Annotated in this window: 15 protein-coding genes and 1 pseudogene; 14 read left to right on the forward strand and 2 right to left on the reverse strand. The window is 45.1% G+C overall.

The window, feature by feature from the left end; translation table 11 throughout:
• The first annotated feature begins 39 nt into the window (after window positions 1-39).
• The 10 genes and pseudogenes from R7E47_RS02075 (at window position 40) to R7E47_RS02120 (ending at window position 9,092) form a co-directional block, all read left to right on the forward strand.
• Window positions 40-183: a DUF6890 family protein gene (locus tag R7E47_RS02075; RefSeq protein WP_267334794.1), complete on the forward strand. Its 144-nt coding sequence runs from the start codon at window positions 40-42 to the stop codon at window positions 181-183.
• 40 nt (window positions 184-223) lie between these two features.
• Window positions 224-2,110 (forward strand): phage tail tape measure protein, encoded by a 1,887-nt coding sequence (locus R7E47_RS02080; RefSeq protein ID WP_318083666.1) that lies wholly within the window; start codon window positions 224-226, stop codon window positions 2,108-2,110.
• Window positions 2,110-2,458, forward strand: a pseudogene (locus R7E47_RS02085) (DUF2590 family protein). The gene R7E47_RS02080 and the pseudogene R7E47_RS02085 overlap by 1 nt, the downstream one beginning before the upstream one ends.
• A complete protein-coding gene (locus R7E47_RS02090; protein ID WP_318083667.1) occupies window positions 2,451-3,638 on the forward strand; it encodes a baseplate J/gp47 family protein in 1,188 nt (395 codons plus the stop codon). The pseudogene R7E47_RS02085 and the gene R7E47_RS02090 overlap by 8 nt, the downstream one beginning before the upstream one ends.
• Window positions 3,625-4,227: a phage tail protein gene (locus R7E47_RS02095; protein WP_052719886.1), complete on the forward strand. Its 603-nt coding sequence runs from the start codon at window positions 3,625-3,627 to the stop codon at window positions 4,225-4,227. Before R7E47_RS02090 ends, R7E47_RS02095 begins: the two co-directional genes overlap by 14 nt.
• A gap of 11 nt (window positions 4,228-4,238) precedes the next feature.
• Window positions 4,239-6,962 carry a phage tail protein gene (locus tag R7E47_RS02100; RefSeq protein ID WP_318083668.1) on the forward strand — a complete coding sequence of 908 codons (2,724 nt, stop codon included), beginning with the start codon at window positions 4,239-4,241 and terminating at the stop codon, window positions 6,960-6,962.
• Window positions 6,963-6,971: 9 nt separating this feature from the next.
• Entirely contained in the window at window positions 6,972-7,508 is a 537-nt protein-coding gene (locus R7E47_RS02105; protein ID WP_318083669.1) for an adenine glycosylase, read from the forward strand.
• Window positions 7,509-7,517: 9 nt separating this feature from the next.
• Window positions 7,518-8,207: a hypothetical protein gene (locus R7E47_RS02110; protein ID WP_029822494.1), complete on the forward strand. Its 690-nt coding sequence runs from the start codon at window positions 7,518-7,520 to the stop codon at window positions 8,205-8,207.
• A complete protein-coding gene (locus R7E47_RS02115; RefSeq protein WP_318083670.1) occupies window positions 8,198-8,893 on the forward strand; it encodes a hypothetical protein in 696 nt (231 codons plus the stop codon). The genes R7E47_RS02110 and R7E47_RS02115 overlap by 10 nt, the downstream gene beginning before the upstream one ends.
• Window position 8,894: 1 nt before the next feature.
• Window positions 8,895-9,092, forward strand: a complete 198-nt coding sequence (locus tag R7E47_RS02120; protein ID WP_318083671.1) for a hypothetical protein — start codon at window positions 8,895-8,897, stop codon at window positions 9,090-9,092.
• A 737-nt stretch (window positions 9,093-9,829) separates the two neighbouring features.
• On the opposite strand, the gene R7E47_RS02125 is transcribed toward R7E47_RS02120, so the two are convergent.
• On the reverse strand, window positions 9,830-10,957 hold the full coding sequence (locus tag R7E47_RS02125; protein WP_193292464.1) for an acyltransferase family protein: 1,128 nt from the start codon (window positions 10,955-10,957) through the stop codon (window positions 9,830-9,832).
• A 446-nt stretch (window positions 10,958-11,403) separates the two neighbouring features.
• Window positions 11,404-11,658, reverse strand: a complete 255-nt coding sequence (locus R7E47_RS02130; RefSeq protein WP_005375145.1) for an Lpp/OprI family alanine-zipper lipoprotein — start codon at window positions 11,656-11,658, stop codon at window positions 11,404-11,406.
• A 550-nt stretch (window positions 11,659-12,208) separates the two neighbouring features.
• On the opposite strand from R7E47_RS02130, the gene R7E47_RS02135 reads away from it, so the two are divergent.
• The 4 genes from R7E47_RS02135 (at window position 12,209) to R7E47_RS02150 (ending at window position 20,275) form a co-directional block, all read left to right on the forward strand.
• Window positions 12,209-13,552, forward strand: a complete 1,344-nt coding sequence (locus R7E47_RS02135) for a DEAD/DEAH box helicase (RefSeq protein WP_031812859.1) — start codon at window positions 12,209-12,211, stop codon at window positions 13,550-13,552.
• 324 nt (window positions 13,553-13,876) lie between these two features.
• On the forward strand, window positions 13,877-15,874 hold the full coding sequence (locus R7E47_RS02140; protein ID WP_318083672.1) for a prolyl oligopeptidase family serine peptidase: 1,998 nt from the start codon (window positions 13,877-13,879) through the stop codon (window positions 15,872-15,874).
• Window positions 15,875-18,016: a TonB-dependent hemoglobin/transferrin/lactoferrin family receptor gene (locus R7E47_RS02145; RefSeq protein ID WP_054574924.1), complete on the forward strand. Its 2,142-nt coding sequence runs from the start codon at window positions 15,875-15,877 to the stop codon at window positions 18,014-18,016. It begins immediately after the preceding gene.
• A 9-nt stretch (window positions 18,017-18,025) separates the two neighbouring features.
• The gene (locus tag R7E47_RS02150) at window positions 18,026-20,275 is read left to right on the forward strand and encodes a proprotein convertase P-domain-containing protein (RefSeq protein ID WP_258457246.1); all 2,250 of its coding nucleotides are present in this window, start codon (window positions 18,026-18,028) and stop codon (window positions 20,273-20,275) included.
• The last annotated feature ends 17 nt before the right edge of the window (window positions 20,276-20,292 follow it).

Genomic DNA, 20,292 nt, shown 5'->3' on the forward strand with positions numbered 1-20,292 from the left:
GGGCTTGTCGCTGCAATTGAGAGCAGCGACAGGCAAAAAATGTACGCGTGGCGGCGAAAGTGGCTACCCAACGAGCCGGATACTGATCAGAACCTTGCTTATGCGATTTGGTTAGAGAAGAACCATTGGGAAAACATGCTAGCCGTAACCGCTAGCGGTGTAGCCAAAGCCTTTAGCGGTTAACCACCAAGCTTCCGTTCGCAAAGTAAGTCGAGAATTGTTGATGTTACCAGAAGCACTCAGATTTCAAGTTGGATTGATTGACCAGATTTCAAAACCTCTGGGCAATATCCAACGTCAATTGAATGATGTCACCAACACCTATCGCCAAGGTACCCATACCATGGTGGCAGGTGCGGCAGGCATGGTGGGTGCTGGTTTTGCATTGCAACAAGCCTTGATGCCAGCGATTGAAATGGACAGGGCGTTAGGTGAAGTAAAATCACTTGGCGTTGCCGATGATCAACTGAAAACCCTTACCCAAACAGCCATGAAGTTTTCGGTTGAATACGGTAAGTCGGCCACTGAATTCGTGGCTGCGTCTTACGACATTAAATCCGCTATGGGCAGTATGACAGGTGATGAACTGGCAGGTGTCACAAGGAGCTCGGCTATTTTGGCCGCAGCGACTAAAGCAGATACCGCCACCATTACCAACTACATGGGCACCATGTATTCGGTGTTCAAAGACCAGGCTGATCGGATTGGTAAAGATAACTGGGCCGAGCAAGTAGCAGGCATGACCGCCAAATCTGTTGAGATGTTCAAAACGACAGGTCAAGGCATGTCGGATGCGTTCAAGGGTGTCGGCGCATTGGGTAAAACTCACGGTGTAGCCATTCAAGAGCAAATGGCCGTTCTTGGCCTTTTGCAAGGTTCTATGTCTGGCAGTGAAGCGGGTACTCGTTACAAAGCATTTATGAACGGTGTGGTCAAAGCGCAAGACAAGCTAGGCATGGCGTTTACCGACAGCAACGGAAAGATGCTGCCAATGTTCGACATTATGTCGAAACTGCGCAACCAGTTTGGTGATTTAGATTCGCTTGAAATCGACCAGATAAAACAAGCTTTCGGCTCTGATGAAGCTGTGCTGCTGATTACCGACTTGATCGGCAAAACGGGTGATCTTCAATCAAGCGTCAAAGAGCTTAACGATGCCAGCAACTTAAATACGGCAATTAAGATGGCCCACAGCATGACCGACCAATGGGAACGACTCGAACAAGGTGTGTTTGCCGTTCGAACCGCCTTTGGTGCGGCGTTGTTGCCTTCTCTCTTGCCAGTGGTGTCGAGCTTGGCCGATGGCGCGATGGAAATCATTGAATGGACCGAGATGTTCCCGAACCTGACCAAATACATTGGCTTTGCTGCCATGGCGATTTTAGGTGCCGCCGCCGCCGGCGGGGCGTTTACCTTGATGATGGGTGTGGGTAAGCAAGTCATGGCAACTTACATGCTCACTATGAAGCTGTTTGCTGGCGTGAACTTCTTACTTACCAAGGGCATGGCGGCGCTACGTGTCGCGATGCTTGCCGCTAACATTGCGATAGCGGCTAACCCAATCATTTTGATTGTGGGGGCGGTTATTGCCGCAACAGCCGCGGTGGGAGCGCTGATTTACTACTGGGATGATCTCAAAGCCTCGTTTGGTGACACAACTTGGTTCCAAGTACTAGAAGGTGCACTCACATTAATCACGATGCCATTTAGAGCCATGTTTGAGTTCATCAAAGCAGGTTGGCAATGGGTGATGAGTGGCTTTACCGATACCAATGGCTTTGCCTTCATAGGAGAAATGGCCGACTCGATGCGAAACATTTTTGGAAGCGTCTTTAGTTGGTTCACTCAGAAGTTAGCGGGTATTTGGGAAAGCCTGAAAGGGCTCGTTGATTGGCTGCCAGATTTCGGTGGTGATGATGAATCTATTCAAGTGAAATCCAAGTCAGTCCAAAGCGCGACACCTTACGCACAAGTTCAGCCAGGTGGCGCGGCCAAGAGCATTGCCAACTATCAAACCAGTTCAACCAACTACGGTGGCGTGGCGATTTATCCAACTTACATGAGCAGTCCACAGGACATGGCAAGTGAATTAGAAATGGCGGCAGGCTAATGGCGGATTACGTCTATCAAGACATCCTAATCGAAAACGGTGATGTGGTGCTAGATGCAGGCCGTAACCCTGTATTGATTCAAGACCGAGCGGTGATCGCCCAAGACATTAAACACGCCATCATCGAAAGCAATTTAGCGGTTGAGCTCATCGCAGAACGTAGCCCATCAAAAAAAAGCGGATATTCGCACCAAGTTAGAGCTGTTGGTTGAAGAAGATGTTCGTTTGGTACCTGGTACCGTGCGACTAGAAGAACCAACCGAAGGCACCATTTATGTTTTCGCCACGACTGCAGACTTTGGCGACGTAACTCTTGATATCACAACTTCGGAGACAACCAATGTCTGATATTCCAAAACCAGATTACGCCGAGCTGGTCAAGCAATCCGGTATTCCTACCGATGAAGCGAGTTGGAAAAAAGTACTGAAAGAAGAGATGGAAAAGGAAGAGTGCATTATCTCTAATGATTCGCCTTTCTCCCCGTTCTGGCGCTTGATTGAATCGGCCGTGGTGAAAGTCACCTTGTGGCTCATCACTACGCTATTGGTGGGTTATGTACTGCCAAATATGTTTGTGGCGACTGCAGTCGACCAATGGTTAGACCTACTCGCTTGGCAATGCAAACTGACTCGCAAAGGGGCAACCAAAGCGAAAGGTTTGATCGCCTTCCAACGTGCAGCCGCAAAAGGGCCAGCGTTAGTCATTCCAAAAGATATTTGGATTCAGACCGAACCTATTAATGGCACCATCTACCGTGTGAAGGTGCTTGCTGATACCACGATGCCAGAAAACGAAACCATGGTGATGGCAAAGGTAGAAGCAGAGAACGAAGGCGCAGGCTACAACCTAGGAGAAGGTTATTACCACATTTTGCCAACAGCGATACCGGGCATTGGTGCGGTGACAAATCCTGCGGAATGGTTGAACGAGGCGGGTTCAGATAAAGAAAGCAATGATGAACTTCGTTTACGTGTTCGTAACCAATGGAGCGCGGTTGCACGATGGCATATTGATGCTGCTTACCGTTCACTGCTTACTAGTCGCGCAGGCATCAATGACGACAACGTGTATTTTAAGCATAACGCCCCACGTGGACCAGGTACTGCCAACGCGTTAATTCTTCTCGATACGGGTGAGCCTTCATCCGACATGCTTGCCGATTTGAATGAGTACATTCGCATTGAAGGGCAACACGGTCACGGTGATGATCTGCAAGTTTTAGCGATGCCAGAAACCACTCACGATATTAGTTGCCGAGTTTGGCCGCAACGCTCTTTGACGATGGAAGACCGCGAAGCGTTACGAGTGAAGGTGGAGCAATTCATCGGAGCAGCATTCCGACAAAACACGGACTACTCGCCAACGGTGACCAATCCGGTGCTTCGATTCAGTTTCTCTCGCTTAGGACAAGAGCTACATGCCCAGTTCTCAGAGATTGAATCACTCGAATTTGATAACGCTGACATCATCAACAATCTGACCGTGCCGCGCATTAATACGTTGGAGGTGTCGATTGAACATTCCTGAGATAAAGCTGCGTTACTGGATGGGTAGAGGCGAGCTGGCAAAGTTCGCCCGAGCTATGCGCAACTATTGGGGGCATGTAAAGGCAGCATTCGAAATGCCATTGCAACAGCATGACCCACTCACCGCACCAATGGCACTAGTGAATATCCTTGCTTGGCAGCGTGAGATTGAACGATTAGGGCAAGAGCCGGAAGAGTTATTTCGAATCCGCGTGGCGCATGCCTACGGCTTTGCACGTGATGCGGGTTCGATTGCAGGTTGGGAAGACATGTTCGCCAAGTTGGGTTATCCGCATATTGGACAAGACGAGCGTTTAGCCAATGTGCCTTGGGATGTAATCAGCTTAAAAATCAGAGACGGCGATTTAACCAACGTTCCTAAGCTGCTAGATACAGTAATCAGACAGTACGGCAGAACCTGCCGTCGTTATCAATACACCAGTTATGTAGAAATGCCTTTGGCAGCGCGAAGCAAGAACGTAGAAGCGCAGTATTCAACATCACACATCAAAACTCGACTAAACGTTGGCATGCTTCCAAATGTGCTCAACGTTGATTGCGAATATTACCAAGCCACAGTGAAAGGGTAAGGAATTTTAAAATGGCAAACAGCACTGATAAGTCAATTTTAACCGCCGCAGGTAAAGCACTGTTGGCACAGCTCAACGCAGAAGAAAAAGCACTTGTGATCGACAAGATGATTTTCGCCAATGTGCCGAATCGTCCAGAGTACCCACAACCAGATGATGTGGTACCAACTGACCATATTGTTCACCAAGAACAAGTAGAGCAGCGCGGTCGCCTTTCTGCTGACTCGGTAATTTACAGCACTACGTTGACTAGTGATGTTGGTCCGTTCGATTTCAACTGGACAGGTGCATACTGCTCGGAATATGGCGTGTTGGTGACCATTGACCACCATGCACTCACACCAAAGACAGCAGATGAACCAGGTGTCGCAGGTAATACACTAGTGCGTTCGGTTGTTCTTGAATACAAGGACATTGCCGAGATCACTAATATCACCGTGGATGCATCAAGTTGGCAGTACAACGCCACAGAACGTATGAAGAAGATGGACAGCGATGTGGCGCAATCCATCATCGACCAGAACGGCAAAGACTGGTTTATCGCAGACGGTTTCTTAGTAACACCATCGGGAAGCGCATACAGCATCAAAGCGGGTGCTGGTTATGTTTCTGGTAACCGTGTCGCTATGGAATTTGACCGCAGTGTTCAGGTTCCAAATAAGCCATCGTGTATTTACATCGACGCTCACCGTGAAGGCACACCAACAGGTGAGCAAGTTACCTTATTCAACTTTGTGGTGACCGCAGAAGAAAAAGACGACTACATCGACTCGTCAACGGGTAAGGATGTGAAGCACTTCGTTTGTAAGATTGCGCAGGTATATGCTGATGGCTCAGTGAGTGATTTGCGACCTGAGGGGGAGAGTGTCAAGCAATTAAGATTAACAGAGAAGCGAGTAACAGACACTCAGAACTTAAACCCTGGCTTTATCTCTGGGACAGCGGATGGAATTAAAAAGGTTGCATTTTCTGGTAATGAGCAAGCCATTAAAATTATAGGTGGATTGAGCGATTCATTTTATCACTTGCGTGATAAGCCAGAAAAAGGTGAAAAAATCGAGAGTATCGATTTAGAGTCAAAAGTATGTGTAACAAACAAAAAAACTATTGCGTTAATTACAATTCCTGAAAAATACGCCCTAGATTTGTATGCCACTCAACCAGAAGAGGTACACGTTTGGGAATATATGATTGGACGCTCTTTTAGTGAAGCTCAGCAAATGGCAATTGATGCAGCGGAGGCAATTGTTTCAAGTTCCACGACATTTGATAAGGCATCGGCAACCATTGTATGGCCAAGAGGGATTTTTTCTGTTGATTACCCAGGGTTGATCTACAACCCTGATGGGATACGATTCAAAGGACAAGGTAAATTCTCGACTCAGTTTGTGCCGAGTACAAACATGATTCACCCAAACCTTCCACAAAAGTGGAAAGACTTACCAGATAGTTATGAATCGCCATCGTTGCTTATTTTTGCTCGCCGTCGCCAAACTGGGGGGCAAAATGGTGATTTTATTCCAGGTGGTGTAGATGCAACACCGCGATACATATCGGTTGAAGACTTTTCTTTTATGGGGCGAGGTTCTGGATTCGATAAAACCATATCGTTGTTATATGGACACGGGATGTCTCATGTATACATGAAGGGATTTTATGCCAATGGCTTCAAATATGTCATAGATTCAACAAGAAACGTGTACCGTTGTGAGATTCATGATTATGAGCTTGAACACTGTGTTGGATTTACCAATCATCCAGGTGGTACTACATTTGAAAACCACAATGGTGGCTTAACGAATAGTGATGAAGGTTGGACATTAAGAAAGGTTTCTTACACAACATGGTTCAATGTAGCGTGTGATCATTGGGGTAAAGGAGAATATGGGTGGGACTTTGAAGATTGCCTTCAAGTAAACCTAGTCGGTTGTGGTATGGAAAAGGGTTTTGGCGGAGCATTCAGGTTTAAAGGAGAACGATGCAGTGTAAACCTCATAGGTGTTAATGTTGCGGCAGGTTCAAACCCAAACCAAGACAATTATGAGGGGCAAACGACACCGCAGGATTTTGGAGTTGAAGATTTTAGTGTTATCGAAGGCGCAGTTGTGAATATTGGTAGTGGATGTTCTATTCGTCAGGAATTTTCACAGGACGGTACAATGAACAACCTAAAAAACTTTCCTGTAGAAGTTAAAGATGTGCTCTATGGTGAAAACGAGAACCAAGTTCGAAGTGCGAATGTGACAGTTGGTGCATTAGGAGATGTACACGCAGCGACATTTGAAGAGTTATTCCCAAGTACGAAAGGCAAATCAAAAATCAAAAATCTCGACCCAGAAACTGCAATCGAATTTGTTGGGGTTAATGACAGGGTGCAGAGTGTTGGTTCAGATGAGGCTTACAGAGTTGATTTTAACCCAGTATCGGGACGAGATAAGCATTCGTTGTGGGACCCATCTACAAAAATCGCTAAGTTGAAGCATGGTGGGCGAGTTAGGATAAGTTTTAATGCGTTAGTAAAAGGGACAAATTTAAACTATATCGCGATCTCAATCGCCGGGAAAGATAGTCCGCTAATTAAGTTAGATCGAGATATTACCACTCAGGATAACGTAAGTTACAGTACAGAGCTAAACGTAATAGCAGGTGATGAAGTATCAATAATCGCACGAACATACCCAAATGGTAACGCTACTATTGAACCATTTGCACGGCTTAATATTAGCTATGTTTAGAGGAAATGTATGCTAACCCTAAACGGCATTCAAATCTCACTCAAGAACCTGCGCATTAGCGTTCGCCAACAACTCGCCGGACAGGATATGTCCGGTCAGTCCTCGGCGACCGACCAAGCGGAAACAGGTAACAAGGGCAAAGTGTTAGCGGTGAGTGGCATCATCCCTTTCAGTAAACCTGAGATCTTGAGCAACCTTTTCAACATGGCAGGTGGGCAGCAAGAAAGCGCCCGCCAAATCTACCGCATTAGTAATAAAACCGCGTCGACGCTCAAAGTTCGTGAGGTAAAGTTTCAGGGCACAATCCGAGCCGATGAACAAGAAAGCCTAAGACAATGGAGCGTTGCGTTTGAGTTGGTTGAGCATCTTTCGGTACCGGAACGAGTTGAACAACGTCAACAAGACCAACCTGCGACACAGCAGCAAGTCCAAGGGGTAACCACTCCGGTTGAAGTTGGAAAGAGTGAAGACGTACCACCGGACACAAGCATTGAGTTAACAGGTTTAATGAAAGTGCTCAAGTCAATTGATGATGCTTTGGCTTAAAGGTTACTCATGACAGTAAATAACAAATTCACGTGTCGTGCTTATCTCGGTAGCCAAAAGGTAAAGACAAAAGACCACCGTGTTCTTTTTGATGTGAACACGCCTGCTCGTTGCTCAATAAAGGTGGAAGGTTCACCGAAAGTGAATACTATCGTTGCGGTCGATATCGGCTGGGGTGACAGCATATCACGTGTTTTTCTCGGATATGTTGAGAGAGTCCAACCTGCTGAAAAAGGATGGTCAGAATTGTTTTGCCGCGAACTAGCGGCATTACTTTTCAAGCCACTTGATGTCACGCTGAGACACCCAACATTGATGCAGCTGCTGAGTGACGTAACCAACAAAACGGGGTTGCAGTTCGTGGTACCAGAAGCAGCCTACAGCAAAACGTCAATCCCTTGCTTTTACAGTGACGGTAATGGTTACCGTGTCATGGATGAATTGGCGCAAGCTTTTAGCATTGATGACTTGTTTTGGCAGCAACAAGGCAATGGTCAGATTTACGTGGGAAGTTGGAAAGATTCATATTGGGCTGATAAGCCGGTTAACATCCCAGATAATTTAATGACCAACCGAACAGCGTCTAAATCAGTGAAAGTTCCTGCCATTCCTAAACTAAGACCCGGTGCGATAGTCAATGGTCACCGTTTAGTTGGCGTTGACTTCCAAGGAACAGAGGTGAAACTAACATGGATGTAAAAGCGATTCAGCGCATCATTTTTCGTTTGTTCCCAGAATTAACCGGACGATGGCATTTGCCACGATGGGGAAAGGTGGTTGCATTACCAGAGCTGCCAGAAGAGGGAGATATCTCCGATCGATTTTATCCTCATTACGCAGCGGATGTTCAACTGTTGGATGAAAGGGGCGTGGAGTTCAAGAACAAAGCACCACTTCAAGCGGTGCCATTACCGATACCAGGTGTTGGTGAGTACGCAGGAAGACTGGAACCACCTGCGATCGGTAGCATCGTAGAAATTGGTTTTATGTTCGGTCAACCGGACAAACCTTTTATCCGTTGTGTACTGCCGCTTGGTTTTAAGTTGCCAGCCATCAAGCAAGGTGAAAGCCGATACCAACAAAGACAAGGTGTTTATCAGTTAGTTGATGAAGAAGGCAACTTTGAAAGTAAGACCGACAAAGACGACATCATCGAATGCTTGAATAAACGGGTGCAAGTATTGGAAGACCAGATTGTTCAAATCAACCACAACCACACGGAAGTCGTCAAAAACATAAAGTCCACATCCGCAAAGAAAATCATTGAAGTGGCTGATCTCATCACCATGAACGGCGGCACGGGTGTATGCACTGGGCAAACGGTTTGCCCGTTCTCTGGTAAGAATCATGTGGATGTATCTAAAACAGTTAAGGCAGGTAAATAACATGGCAATGAGTAAAGAGTCACTCAAACAAAAGTTAGGAAATGAATTGGAAGCACAAGGCTTCGTCCTTACTGGTGAGTTCGCAATGGCAGGCAAGATGGCAGAGGCGATTGCCAATGCTGTGTATGATGAAATCACACAGAATGCCAAAGCAGATGTAACAAGCGGTAGTTCAAAAGGAAAGTACTCAATCATCTAGATAACGTTTTAACCACACCAAAGCGCCCACAACGGGCGCTTTTCTTTTTGTCTGAACATCGAGCGCAATCCCAAACACCGAACGTCTGAGTGGCAACCAGAAACGCTGAGCCACGTAAACGAACCTTTCGGTGACGTAATCCGCACTCCTCCTCCCCACCTGCGACGTTTTCGATCTTGCTTTTTCGCAGTTTTGATTTGGTGAAAAACTACGGGGCTAAGCGAAGAGTAGAATATGCGCTAAAGCCTTTTGCTATAAGGGGTTCGAGTGATACGAAACGCAGCCAGAAATGGATTATAAAGCGCCTAAGAGAATTTCAACAATTGCGTTTTTTTTCGATAAATTGCAATAATAACGATCTGTGACGATCTTGTGTGCAATTTCAAGTTATTGATTTTAAATGGATTTTGTTGGTTTTTGTTAGTTTTTAAAAGATCTAGTGTGTAAGGTTAAGGATCTCTTTAGGTGGCGATAAAGCCAGATGTAGCAAGGATTCACTGTTAACCTGATGGACGTTTCACTTTTTCAAAAATGTTCATAGGATTAAGCTTTAGAAGCAAGCAACAAAACAGAACAAAACCGTGGCGGAAAACATGCTTTTAATCGAGAGTATCAAAATTGAGGTGTGGACGTTTGGGATTCTGTGAGTATCCTTGTTACTTCTTTACTCTAGCTCTAACAAACCGATGCTCATCAATCTATCTTATTGAAAAGGCGGCATTAAGCCGCCTTTTCAACTAAACAGATGTAGCCACCTTTCTGGTTTTGGACTGTATTATCTTCTTACCTTTTTGTATAAATGGTACTTCGATATATTTATAGCTGAATACCGATTGAAGCAAAACAAAAGCAATGATCGCTACTAGAACGAGGTTATTTCCAACCACTGAACCGGTAGTTACATATCTCACATCATCAATCATGACAGTCAAATTTGTGCCCACTATTTTTGATAGGACCATAAATAAAGCCGTATAACAGAAAAGAAATGCTGCATGAGTTAAGTAGATTGAGTAAGAGAGCTTACCTGCAATTTGGAAAGGATTTAGCTTCAAAAAACTTGATAAGTATCCGAATTCAAAAGAAAAAATAAACACAGTCAAGCTAAATAATGCAATAAGGCTGGTGAAACTATGACTTATTTCACCAGAGACCATAAGAATAACTAAGCCCAAAATGATAATTTCTATTGCGGTGCCAACAGCTATACCAATCTTTAAATCCTTCAATTTCAAATAGACTAAATATGTTAAGCTACCAGTGAAGAAAGAGGATACTCCTTGCATAACCTTAGTTTCCAACACGGAACTTCCATTTTCCAATAGCGTAAGCATTGATACTGATAGAAGTAACCAGGTAATCCAATTTCTCTTTCCTCCAATTATTAGAGTCACGTAAAAAATCAGATATGTGTAAAACTCTATACTTATACTCCATGAGGGATAATTAAAGCTACCAACATTTGTGAAAGGGGTCCAAGCATGGACAAGAAGTAAATTTGGAATCAACTGAGAAGGGTCTCCCATTCCTGTGAAAGGAGGGTTATTAAATGTTACGATCCCCTTTGTATGAGCTAGATATTTCCCCAATTCCAAAAGTACAAAAACTGCAAGCATGAAAATATGAAGAGGAAATATTCTAAAAAATCTGGCTGTTACAAAAGGTGAGAAACCGACAGGTTTTCGAGTGGCGTAGCCGTGAGCCATAACAAACCCACTCAGAACAAAGAACAGTTCTACAAAGAGATAACTTCCTCTAAAAAAACTCCATTCGGTTATGCTTCCCTCTAACCTGACGTGAAAGATTACGACGGCTATAGCGCATAAACCTCGTAAACTATCCAAAACCTCAAAGCGTCTATTCACATTACTTCCTTACATAACATATGCATACATATGACAAATTGCCTAATTTTACACAATGCTGACAGAATTTCATTACTATTGTATTTGTTGGATAAGCATAGGAATTTATGTTTAGTTGATTGTCGTTGACCGAAAGTTTTGTGTGATTTGTGCTTGGTTGTAGTCATTTTGTGGACAATTAGTGATCTTGTTTTGTTTATCATCTTGATTTTAAATGATTTATTCTTGTTGCGTTGGTAAGACCACATTATCAATCACCGTAACCGAAATTGGTTAGCAAGGCAAAGTAGGCTTAAGCCGGATTTATTGCGTCACTCTTCTGATGCGGTAGTACAACCGTAAAAACAAAAGTGGCGACATAAAAATATGTCGCCACTCTATCGCCATGTTACACGTAGCTATATTCTAAGCATTTGATACTATTAGGATATTTTTGTGCATTAATCTTACTTAGTGTAAGACTGAGCGATGTTATCGATACGCTCGTTAGCACGCTCAGCTTCTTCTTGAGCAGCCATTGCTGCTGCGCCTGATTTTTGAACGTCAGATTGAAGAGCTTGTACGTCTTGGCTTAGTTGGCTAACTTGGTTGCTTAGTTCGTCTAATTTTGCTGCATTTGCTGTAGCTGCGTCATCAGAAGAAGCACAACCGGCTAGTAGAAGTACTGAAGTTGCTGCAGCTGCGATCAACGTTTTGTTCATATAAGAACTCCTTGCTTATAGTGAAAGTCTCGCTACTAACTATTATTTTATACAGTAGCGAGGTTAAATGTGGTTACATTTTATCAGTACATGATGTAGCAAAAGTCAAAAAAACCCAAGAATTTCATGGAGTACCTGACGTCAACTTTTACCTGAACTTAACAAAGTTTAACTACCTATCCTTTATTTCGTTCTCACAACAGTTTTCATAGCAGGTGTATTTGCCACGTTCCTGATATCAATAATTTAGACGATATTGACACAAATGAAAGTTTATTGGCCCAAATAACTGCTATTTAAGTCGTTTTGTTGATGGATAGAAGGCATATTTGAACGGCTTTTCTCTAAACTTCCTGTCCAGCTGCTCATCAAAAAGGCTAGTCTTTACTCTGAACTGAGCCACAAATGATGTTTTACCGTTACCACAGGGAATTAGTTTGTGTGATCTCTATCTATACTCCTATGATTTGCGGTATTATACCGAGCTTTATTTTTTTGCTGCGTTAGAGCGGAAACGACACTACAGAGCGCTCAGACGCTGACTGATTTATTGGAGAATACTTTGCAATTTAAAGATCTAGGCCTAGACAACCGATTGTTGAAGAACCTAAAACACTACGATTTTAAAAAAGCGACTGACATTCAGCAGCAGGCGATTCCTGTTGCGATTGCAGGCAAGGATCTATTGGCATCTTCGAAAACAGGTTCGGGCAAGACTTTGGCGTTTGTATTGCCAATGCTTCATAAGTCTTTAAAGACAAAATCGTTTTCTGCGAAAGACCCTCGCGCGGTAATCCTTGCTCCTACTCGTGAGCTAGCGAAACAAGTATATGGTGAGCTTCGTTCTATGCTAGCTGGCCTATCTTATGAAGCAGCACTGATTTTGGGTGGTGAGAACTTTAACGATCAAGTAAAAGCTCTGCGTCGTTACCCGAAATTTATCGTGGCGACACCAGGACGTTTGGCTGATCACTTAGATCATCGTTCGCTTTATCTGGATGGTTTGGAAACGCTGATTCTTGACGAAGCAGACCGTATGTTGGATTTGGGCTTTGCACCAGAGCTTCGTCGCATTCATAAAGCAGCCAAGCATCGTCGTCGTCAAACGTTGATGTTCTCTGCGACATTAGATCATGCAGACGTCAATGAAATCGCGGCTGAAATGCTCAATGCGCCAAAGCGAATTGCTATCGGCGTTTCTAACGAAGAACATAAAGATATCACGCAAAAATTTTACTTGTGTGATCACCTAGATCATAAAGAGGCAATTTTAGATCGTGTTCTTTCTGAGGCTGAATACCGTCAAGTTATTATCTTTACGGCAACGCGTGATGATACTGAGCGACTAACAGAAAAGCTGAACGAAAAGAAACTGAAGGCTGTAGCACTAAGTGGTAACTTGAACCAGACTCAACGTAACACCATTATGAGTCAGTTTGAGCGCGCAGTATTTAAGATCCTTGTAACGACTGATGTTGCTTCCCGCGGTTTGGATATTGCAACTGTGACACACGTCATCAACTTCGATATGCCAAAGCATACCGAAGAATACGTACACCGAGTTGGTCGTACTGGTCGTGCTGGAAATAAAGGGGATGCAATCTCTCTTGTTGGTCCAAAAGACTGGGATAGCTTTAAACGTGTAGAAGCATACCTACAACAAGATCTTGAGTTTTCATTGTTCGAAGATTTGAAAGGTAAGTTTAAAGGCCTTAAGCCACCTAAACCAGATTTCCGCAATAAGAAAGCGACCGCAAAGAAAGCTCGCCCTCAAGCGAAAAAATCGGCGAAAAAACCAGCTAAGCGTGACAAGAGCTTCTACAAAAACGTATCTGTGGGTGATGATGTCTTCATCCCTAAGAAAAAACCAGCGGCACCGAGCTCTGAAGAGTAAAAGCTGCTGTAGTTTCCCATTGATTTTAGTTCTTAAAAATCCGAGTGTTCGCACTCGGATTTTTTATGTCTGTCGCTAGGTGAAATAGCGTCTTTCCATACTCACTCGTTAGTCAGCTTCTATATCTGTCTGGTTGTATATAAACAGCATAGAACGCTAATTTAGGAAGTTATTAAGTTTTATAACCTCGGTCAAAGCAAACGTTTTTCCTCACACACTAGATAAAAATCTCACATGATTATGAAAATGATAATTGATCTCATTTTTATTTAAGGGCAGAATACGCGCCATTGTATTAATCCTATAAATGAATTCGCTCTCTATATGAAATTTACTCATGTTTTTTTAGGGCTCATAATTACCTCTAGTTCTGGCTTTGCTGCTGATGATTTCAACTGGCTTCGAGATGATGCTCGTAAAGATGAGCGAGTTCTTACCTACCTAACAGAACAAAACCACAAAACTGAACAGCACCAAAAAAGTTATCAGACGTTGACAAAAAACCTACTAACGCAGTGGGATACCATTGTGGCAGACAAAGGTGATAAGCCATGGTCGATCGTGAGTGGAAGAGAGTGGACGCTAATGCGTCGCGATGGTCGTTACTTACTATTATCCCGTGCGAGTCAACATGCACCAGAAAACGTGGTGTTCGATTTCGATGAACGACAATCTGCGCATCAGTACTACCAACTTGGTCAATGGCAAGTGAATGGTGACACGCTACTTTTCACGGAAGATATCGACGGCAGCGAACAATATCGTGCTGTGGTTGTTGATTTACTCTCCGGTCAATCTACGGAACTGGCGACGCACGTCGATAGTGGCGTATTGTTGTCACCTAACGGGAAAGTGGCATTCCTCGTTGCAAAAGAAAAGCGCACTCAGCGACCTCATCAGATCTTACGTATCTCCACTGAATCTTTGGCAAAAACAGTCCTATGGAATGAACCCAAGTCAGATTGGTTACTTTCTTTCTATCGTGCGGCAGATAGCCGTTATGCTGTGCTGCAAAGCAACAACGAGTCAACAACAGAGCAGAAGCTTGTCGACCTAGAAATGGGCACTGTCTCCGATTCATTGCGAAAGCCTGAAGTGGGTGTGGAATATTACGCGGATGTGGCGAAAGGTTACATTTATCTTAAAAGCAACCTGGAAGGAAAGTTCGCCCTTTACCAAGCCGAACTCGCACCGCTTGGCGCAACATGGCAACGCTTTACCAATCCTCGTGAGCCGCTTGAACAGTTCTACCTTTATGATGCAGGAGTTGTGGCACTTAGTAAGCCAAACAATTTGTCGACATTGACGGTGTATTCTTACCAAGGGCAGGAAAAAGTGATACTGCCATTGGAACACGATGGTAATGTCGCTTGGCTAAGCACATTGGGCGATTTTGAATCAAACAAAATTCGTATCCGAAGCATGTCGATGACTACGCCTCCTCAGTGGGAAGAGTTCGATGTAAAAACGCTGAATAAATCCTTGTACTCTCAAGATGCTTACCAAGACTTTGATAGTCAGCGTTATGTATCCCAACGTATTTTTATTAAGCACGACGGCGTTTCTGTCCCGGTCTCTTTGGCGTATCGCAAAGACAAATTGCACCCACAATCTCCTGTGATGATTTACGGTTACGGCGCGTATGGTTTTACGATGAAACCGTACTTTATGCCTCAGGTTATCAGTTTACTCGACCAAGGTGTGATTTACGCTATCGCCCATGTCCGTGGCGGTGGGTACTTTGGCGATGAATGGCACGAGCAAGGCCGTGGTGTGCGAAAAGCCAATTCTATTGGTGATTTTGTCGCGGCCGCGAAGGCGCTGCAAACATTCGAACGTGGCAATAGAGAGGTTTTCGCCATCGGTTCTAGTGCTGGTGGTACGTTGGTGGCCGGAGCGGTTAATCAAGATCCTAAATTGTTTTCAGGTGTCGTACTTAAAGTGCCTTTTGTTGATGTGGTTGCAAGTATGTCGGATACCTCACTTCCGCTTACCACACAGCAGTATGGCGAATGGGGTAACCCAACCAAACCTGAACAATTGGCGTTAATGAAGGCGTACGATCCGATTCTCAATATCCATAAAAACGCTTACCCACCCATGTTGGTTCAAGTCGGTTTAATTGATCAGCGCGTGCCATATTGGGAAGGCGCAAAGTATCTGGCTAAAGTTTCAGCGTTAAGTGAGCGCAACGGGCCGTACTTGTTGCAAACTGATTTTAATTCGGGCCACCAAATGGACCCACGACAAGCGCAAGAACAACAAGCAAAAGAATACGCATTTCTACTATCACTCATTAAAACATCTAAAGCGGAGCAGTAAATGAAGCTTACCCCAGTGTCAGCGGCAGTACTTTTGGTACTTGCTGCCAGTCAAGTGCACGCCGAATCTAAGGTTTTCTCAATGGAAGAGGTGGTGGTAACCGCCAATAAAATCGATCAGCCATTGTCAAAAGTGGCAGGTAGTGTCGCGGTTATCACAAACGAGCAAATCGAAGAAAGAGGCGAGACCGAGCTATATGACGTGCTGCGTAACGAACCTGGTGTAAGCGTGACGGGCGGTGCAGGACGTCCGCAAAACATTACCATCCGTGGTATGACGGGTAACCGCATTATGATCGTTCGTGATGGCATTCGTTCTGCGGATGGCTTCGGTGCGAATGACATTAATGATGCAGTTGGGCGAGATACTTTTGATTTATCCAATTTTGAATCGCTGCAAATCATTAAAGGGGCAAGTTCTTCGGTGCATGGCTCTGGAGCGATCGGCGGTGTGGTGATTTTAGAATCCAGTCAGCCGGGTGATTTCTTAAAAGACAAAGACTTTTACACCGATGTTTCCGGTACTTACACCGATATCAGCAACAAGTACAAAGGCACGAGTAATCTAGCTTTTCGTTCCGGTGATACAGAGAGTTTGTTTAACGTTTCATACTGGCAAGGACAAGAGACACGTAACTTTGATGAAGATTTGTATAACCGCGACCTCGATGGTTACAGCGGTGCTTATACGATCAACCACTTTTTCAATGAAGAGGTGATGTTGAAAGCCAAAGCGGAACTCTACACCCAGAACCAAGAGCGTTTGGAGGGTTCACCGTCCATTCAACCTGATGGAATTTGGCATATTGAAGACTTTGCTGAGGATGAAACCACGGAAGAGTACAGCGCTTATATTGGTGCAGAGGTGACTCCGATTAATCCAACTTGGTTCGAAGAGTTGGATACCAAAGTTTACTGGCGTCACACCGAAGTGGTGGAAGACACCAACCGTTTAATGCGCCAAGTGGATCACAATGGTTTGATCACCAAGCGTCGCGAGCTGGAACACAAAACCTTCATTGACGAAACAATTGGCTTCCGTGGCGATTTCACCAATACGATTTATGCAGCAAATGCTGAGCACCAATTGGCTTACGGTGTTGAGCTTTCTACAGACTATTACGAGCGCACAGATAGCGACTCCAAGATTGATTGGAACGGAGTAACACCTTCGACCAAACAACCTTTCGCTCCTGCTCGTGCTTATAACATTGGCTTGTATGTCCGAGACATGGTGGAACTGGATAAATGGACCATCACAGGTGGCCTACGCTTTGATGCGCACCGTCTCACGCCAGACGGTGCGGGTGAAGTGGGCGGCTTCCCATTAAAAGACATGGATAGCTCAGAGGTATCTCCAAGTCTTTCGGTTTCTCGTGAAATGTTTGCCAACAACATCGCTTATGTATCTTATAACCATGGTTACCGTGCTCCGGAATACGATAAAGCGTATGGCTTCGTAAGCCACGACTTTGTGCCGCTCACGCCGTTTGTCATTGCACCAAACATGGATCTAGAAGCTGAAACTTCCGACTCATTTGAAATCGGTAACAAGTTCGATAACGGTCGTGCGTATGTCTATGCGTCTTTGTTCTACAACAAGTTTGAAAACTTCATCGACGTTGTGACCACGGGCTTTGACTCAAGCAATGGTAATTACATTAAACAATACCAAAACCTCGATGGTGTCGAGACGTATGGTGCAGAGCTTTCTGCAGGTTACGCGATCACTAAGCGATGGAACATCAGCACCAAGTTTGGCTACGTAGATGGCAAAGACGCGGAAGGTGAATACGTTCGAAGCATTACGCCATTCGAAGGTAACGCTCAACTGAAATACGCCGACCAAGACTTCAATGCTTACGTGGCTTGGAACTGGGCCGCGGCCATGGATCGCGTTCCTAAATGCCAGACCACGCTTGGTCTAGCGACAGATTGCGCGCAGACAAGTGCGTGGAATACGTTTGATATCGGCGCAACTTACCACGTTTCCAAAGACCTTCGTGTTAGCGCAAACATCATCAACCTATTCGACAAAGAATACATCCGATACCAAGACGTAGCGGGTATCGTTGAGGAAAGTAAGCGTTACTCAACTGAGCCAGGGCGCTACTTCACGCTGACTGCAAAATACGAATTCTAGGACGAAATCATGAAGCTAAAACCATTAGCGTTTTCACTGCTTATTGCATGTACCCCTGCGGCGCTGGCTGCAGAGTGGGATTATCCCTCAACGGATTCTGTGGTGACCAATGAAGCGCAAGCGAAAACTTATCTAGACAGCCACTACTCAGAAGCGGGCGAGTTTAAGTTCCGTTACAAAACCCAGTCTCAGCTTGGCAAGCATTACAATTTTGATGTTTGGGTTAACGGTGAATATCAAGCACAGCGTGCCCTCGTAGTAACAACCGATAAAAATCATCACGTTGTGCGAGTGTTTAAGAGCCTTGACGATACGATCATTCGCAACGGTAAACCAACGGTTGCAATGGAATTGGAATCGCCTCGCCAACTGCAAGCACAAGAGCCACCTGCTTTGAGCTCTGGAAGTCTGGTTGATGTTGAGGTTTCTTTGTTCAACCCAGATCTTCGCACCATGCAACAGCAAGCGGCACCAGAATCGACGTGGTCAGCACTATCCGATTACCCTCAGCCGATCGAGTACGTCACCAAGTCGATTGAGGTTTTACAGTCCGGCGGTAAGTTCTATTTGTCTAACCCAAGATTGAAGCAAGTGGATGCGACGGGCTTATTTGCAGCCCCAACACCTGGTGAAGCGCCTGTACTTGATACGTTGGATTTTCTCAGCGCAGAAGGAGTTCAAGCGTTTGACAGTGTTGATGAGATGCAAAGCACCGAGTTTGGTGACAATGCGTTCCCACAGTTGATGGCTTTTTATCATCTTGATAGCTCGATCCAATATCTGACAAGCCTGACTTACGACTTGTTTGACGAACCGCTTCGTTTTGACGCTCGCGGTTTATCAAAAGATAACTCTACTTACTATTACGGTCCGAAAGCACTCATGCTGGGTGTCGGTGGTGTTTCTCCGGATGCAGTCGATGCTGATGTCGTGATACACGAGCTTGGGCATGGCATTCATTACCAAATCGTACCGGATTGGGCGTACGGTCACACTGGTGCTATCGCAGAGGGTTTTGCTGATTACTGGGCGGGCAGCGCGAGCTACCGCACTCAATATTTGGATGCTTCGCGTCGTGGTCAAGAGTTCGAGTTAGATACGGTGTTCAACTGGGACGGTGTGTTCGGAACACGCAAAACAACTCGTAGCTTATGGAACCAAAGAGCTCGTTACTTCGAGGGCTCAGAGTATCCAGCGCACGTTAGTGTGGGCGGTGAACTAGGCGACGAGTTATGGTCAACGCCACTGTTCCAAGCACTTAAAGCATCGGTTGAACGATACGGTGATGATACCGATAACGTGTTCCGCGAATTTGACGCCATTGTACTTGAAGGTATGTACGGCATTGGTCGTGGCGTGAAAATGCATAATCTGGCGGAATCGACCGTGTTTGCCGCAAACACCTTGTTCCCAAATAAAGACTACGCCCAATTCCTGACGGACAGCTTCAACAGACACAACTTACTTAAAGCGCCTCTTCGTGTTCGCTATGACGCTCGATACATCACACAAGGTCAAGACGTTGGTTTGAGCCTGAGCCAAACTGGCCGTGAAGCGAGCATCAAAGGGCAATGGCAGCTAAACAACGCATCCGTTTTCGACTTTGATGAAACGCTTGCCGACTCGACTTCAATGAAGGTGGCGTTACCAAGCGGTCTGACGTGTGGCACGCAATTCGATTCCTCTATTTCATTGGATTACCAATTTGCAGAAGGCTTAAAGACTCACCAGTGGAGTGAACAGGTGATGCTGGTTAATGGTACGCCAGAGCTTGATATCCAGCCTCAATCAGTGAATTCCGCTTTGCCAGAGCAGGGCGACAGACTGTTCTCTCAGACGCTATCAGATAAGTCACGCACGATTGATGATTCGTTTGCGGTTTACCTGAACATCGAACATGACTCACTGCAGGATCTGCAAGTGACGCTTGTGTCTCCACAAGGCAAATCGGTCGTGCTACTTAGCCATCAATCAAGCAATACCAAAGGATTTAAAGGTTACTTCACCGCTCAGTATGACGAGGAGTTACAAGCACTTGTCGGTCAACCGAGTTGGGGGACTTGGCGTCTCGAAGTGTCTGACCGCGTGTCAGGGAATTCTGGGGTGTTGAAAGAGTGGGGTGTGAGTCACTTTGCTCAGTATCAGTGTAGTGCTGATACCACTAAAGAAAGCAGTGGTGGTTCAGGTGGCAGTGGCTCGCCTTGGACCTTGTTAGGACTTTTCCTGCTTTCAATGGTGAGAGTGATTCGCTCTCGTTAATTAAAATCAAAAGAAGA

Origin of the sequence: Vibrio sp. Vb1026, from assembly GCF_033338745.1 — a bacterium.
GTDB classification, from domain to species: domain Bacteria; phylum Pseudomonadota; class Gammaproteobacteria; order Enterobacterales; family Vibrionaceae; genus Vibrio; species Vibrio alginolyticus.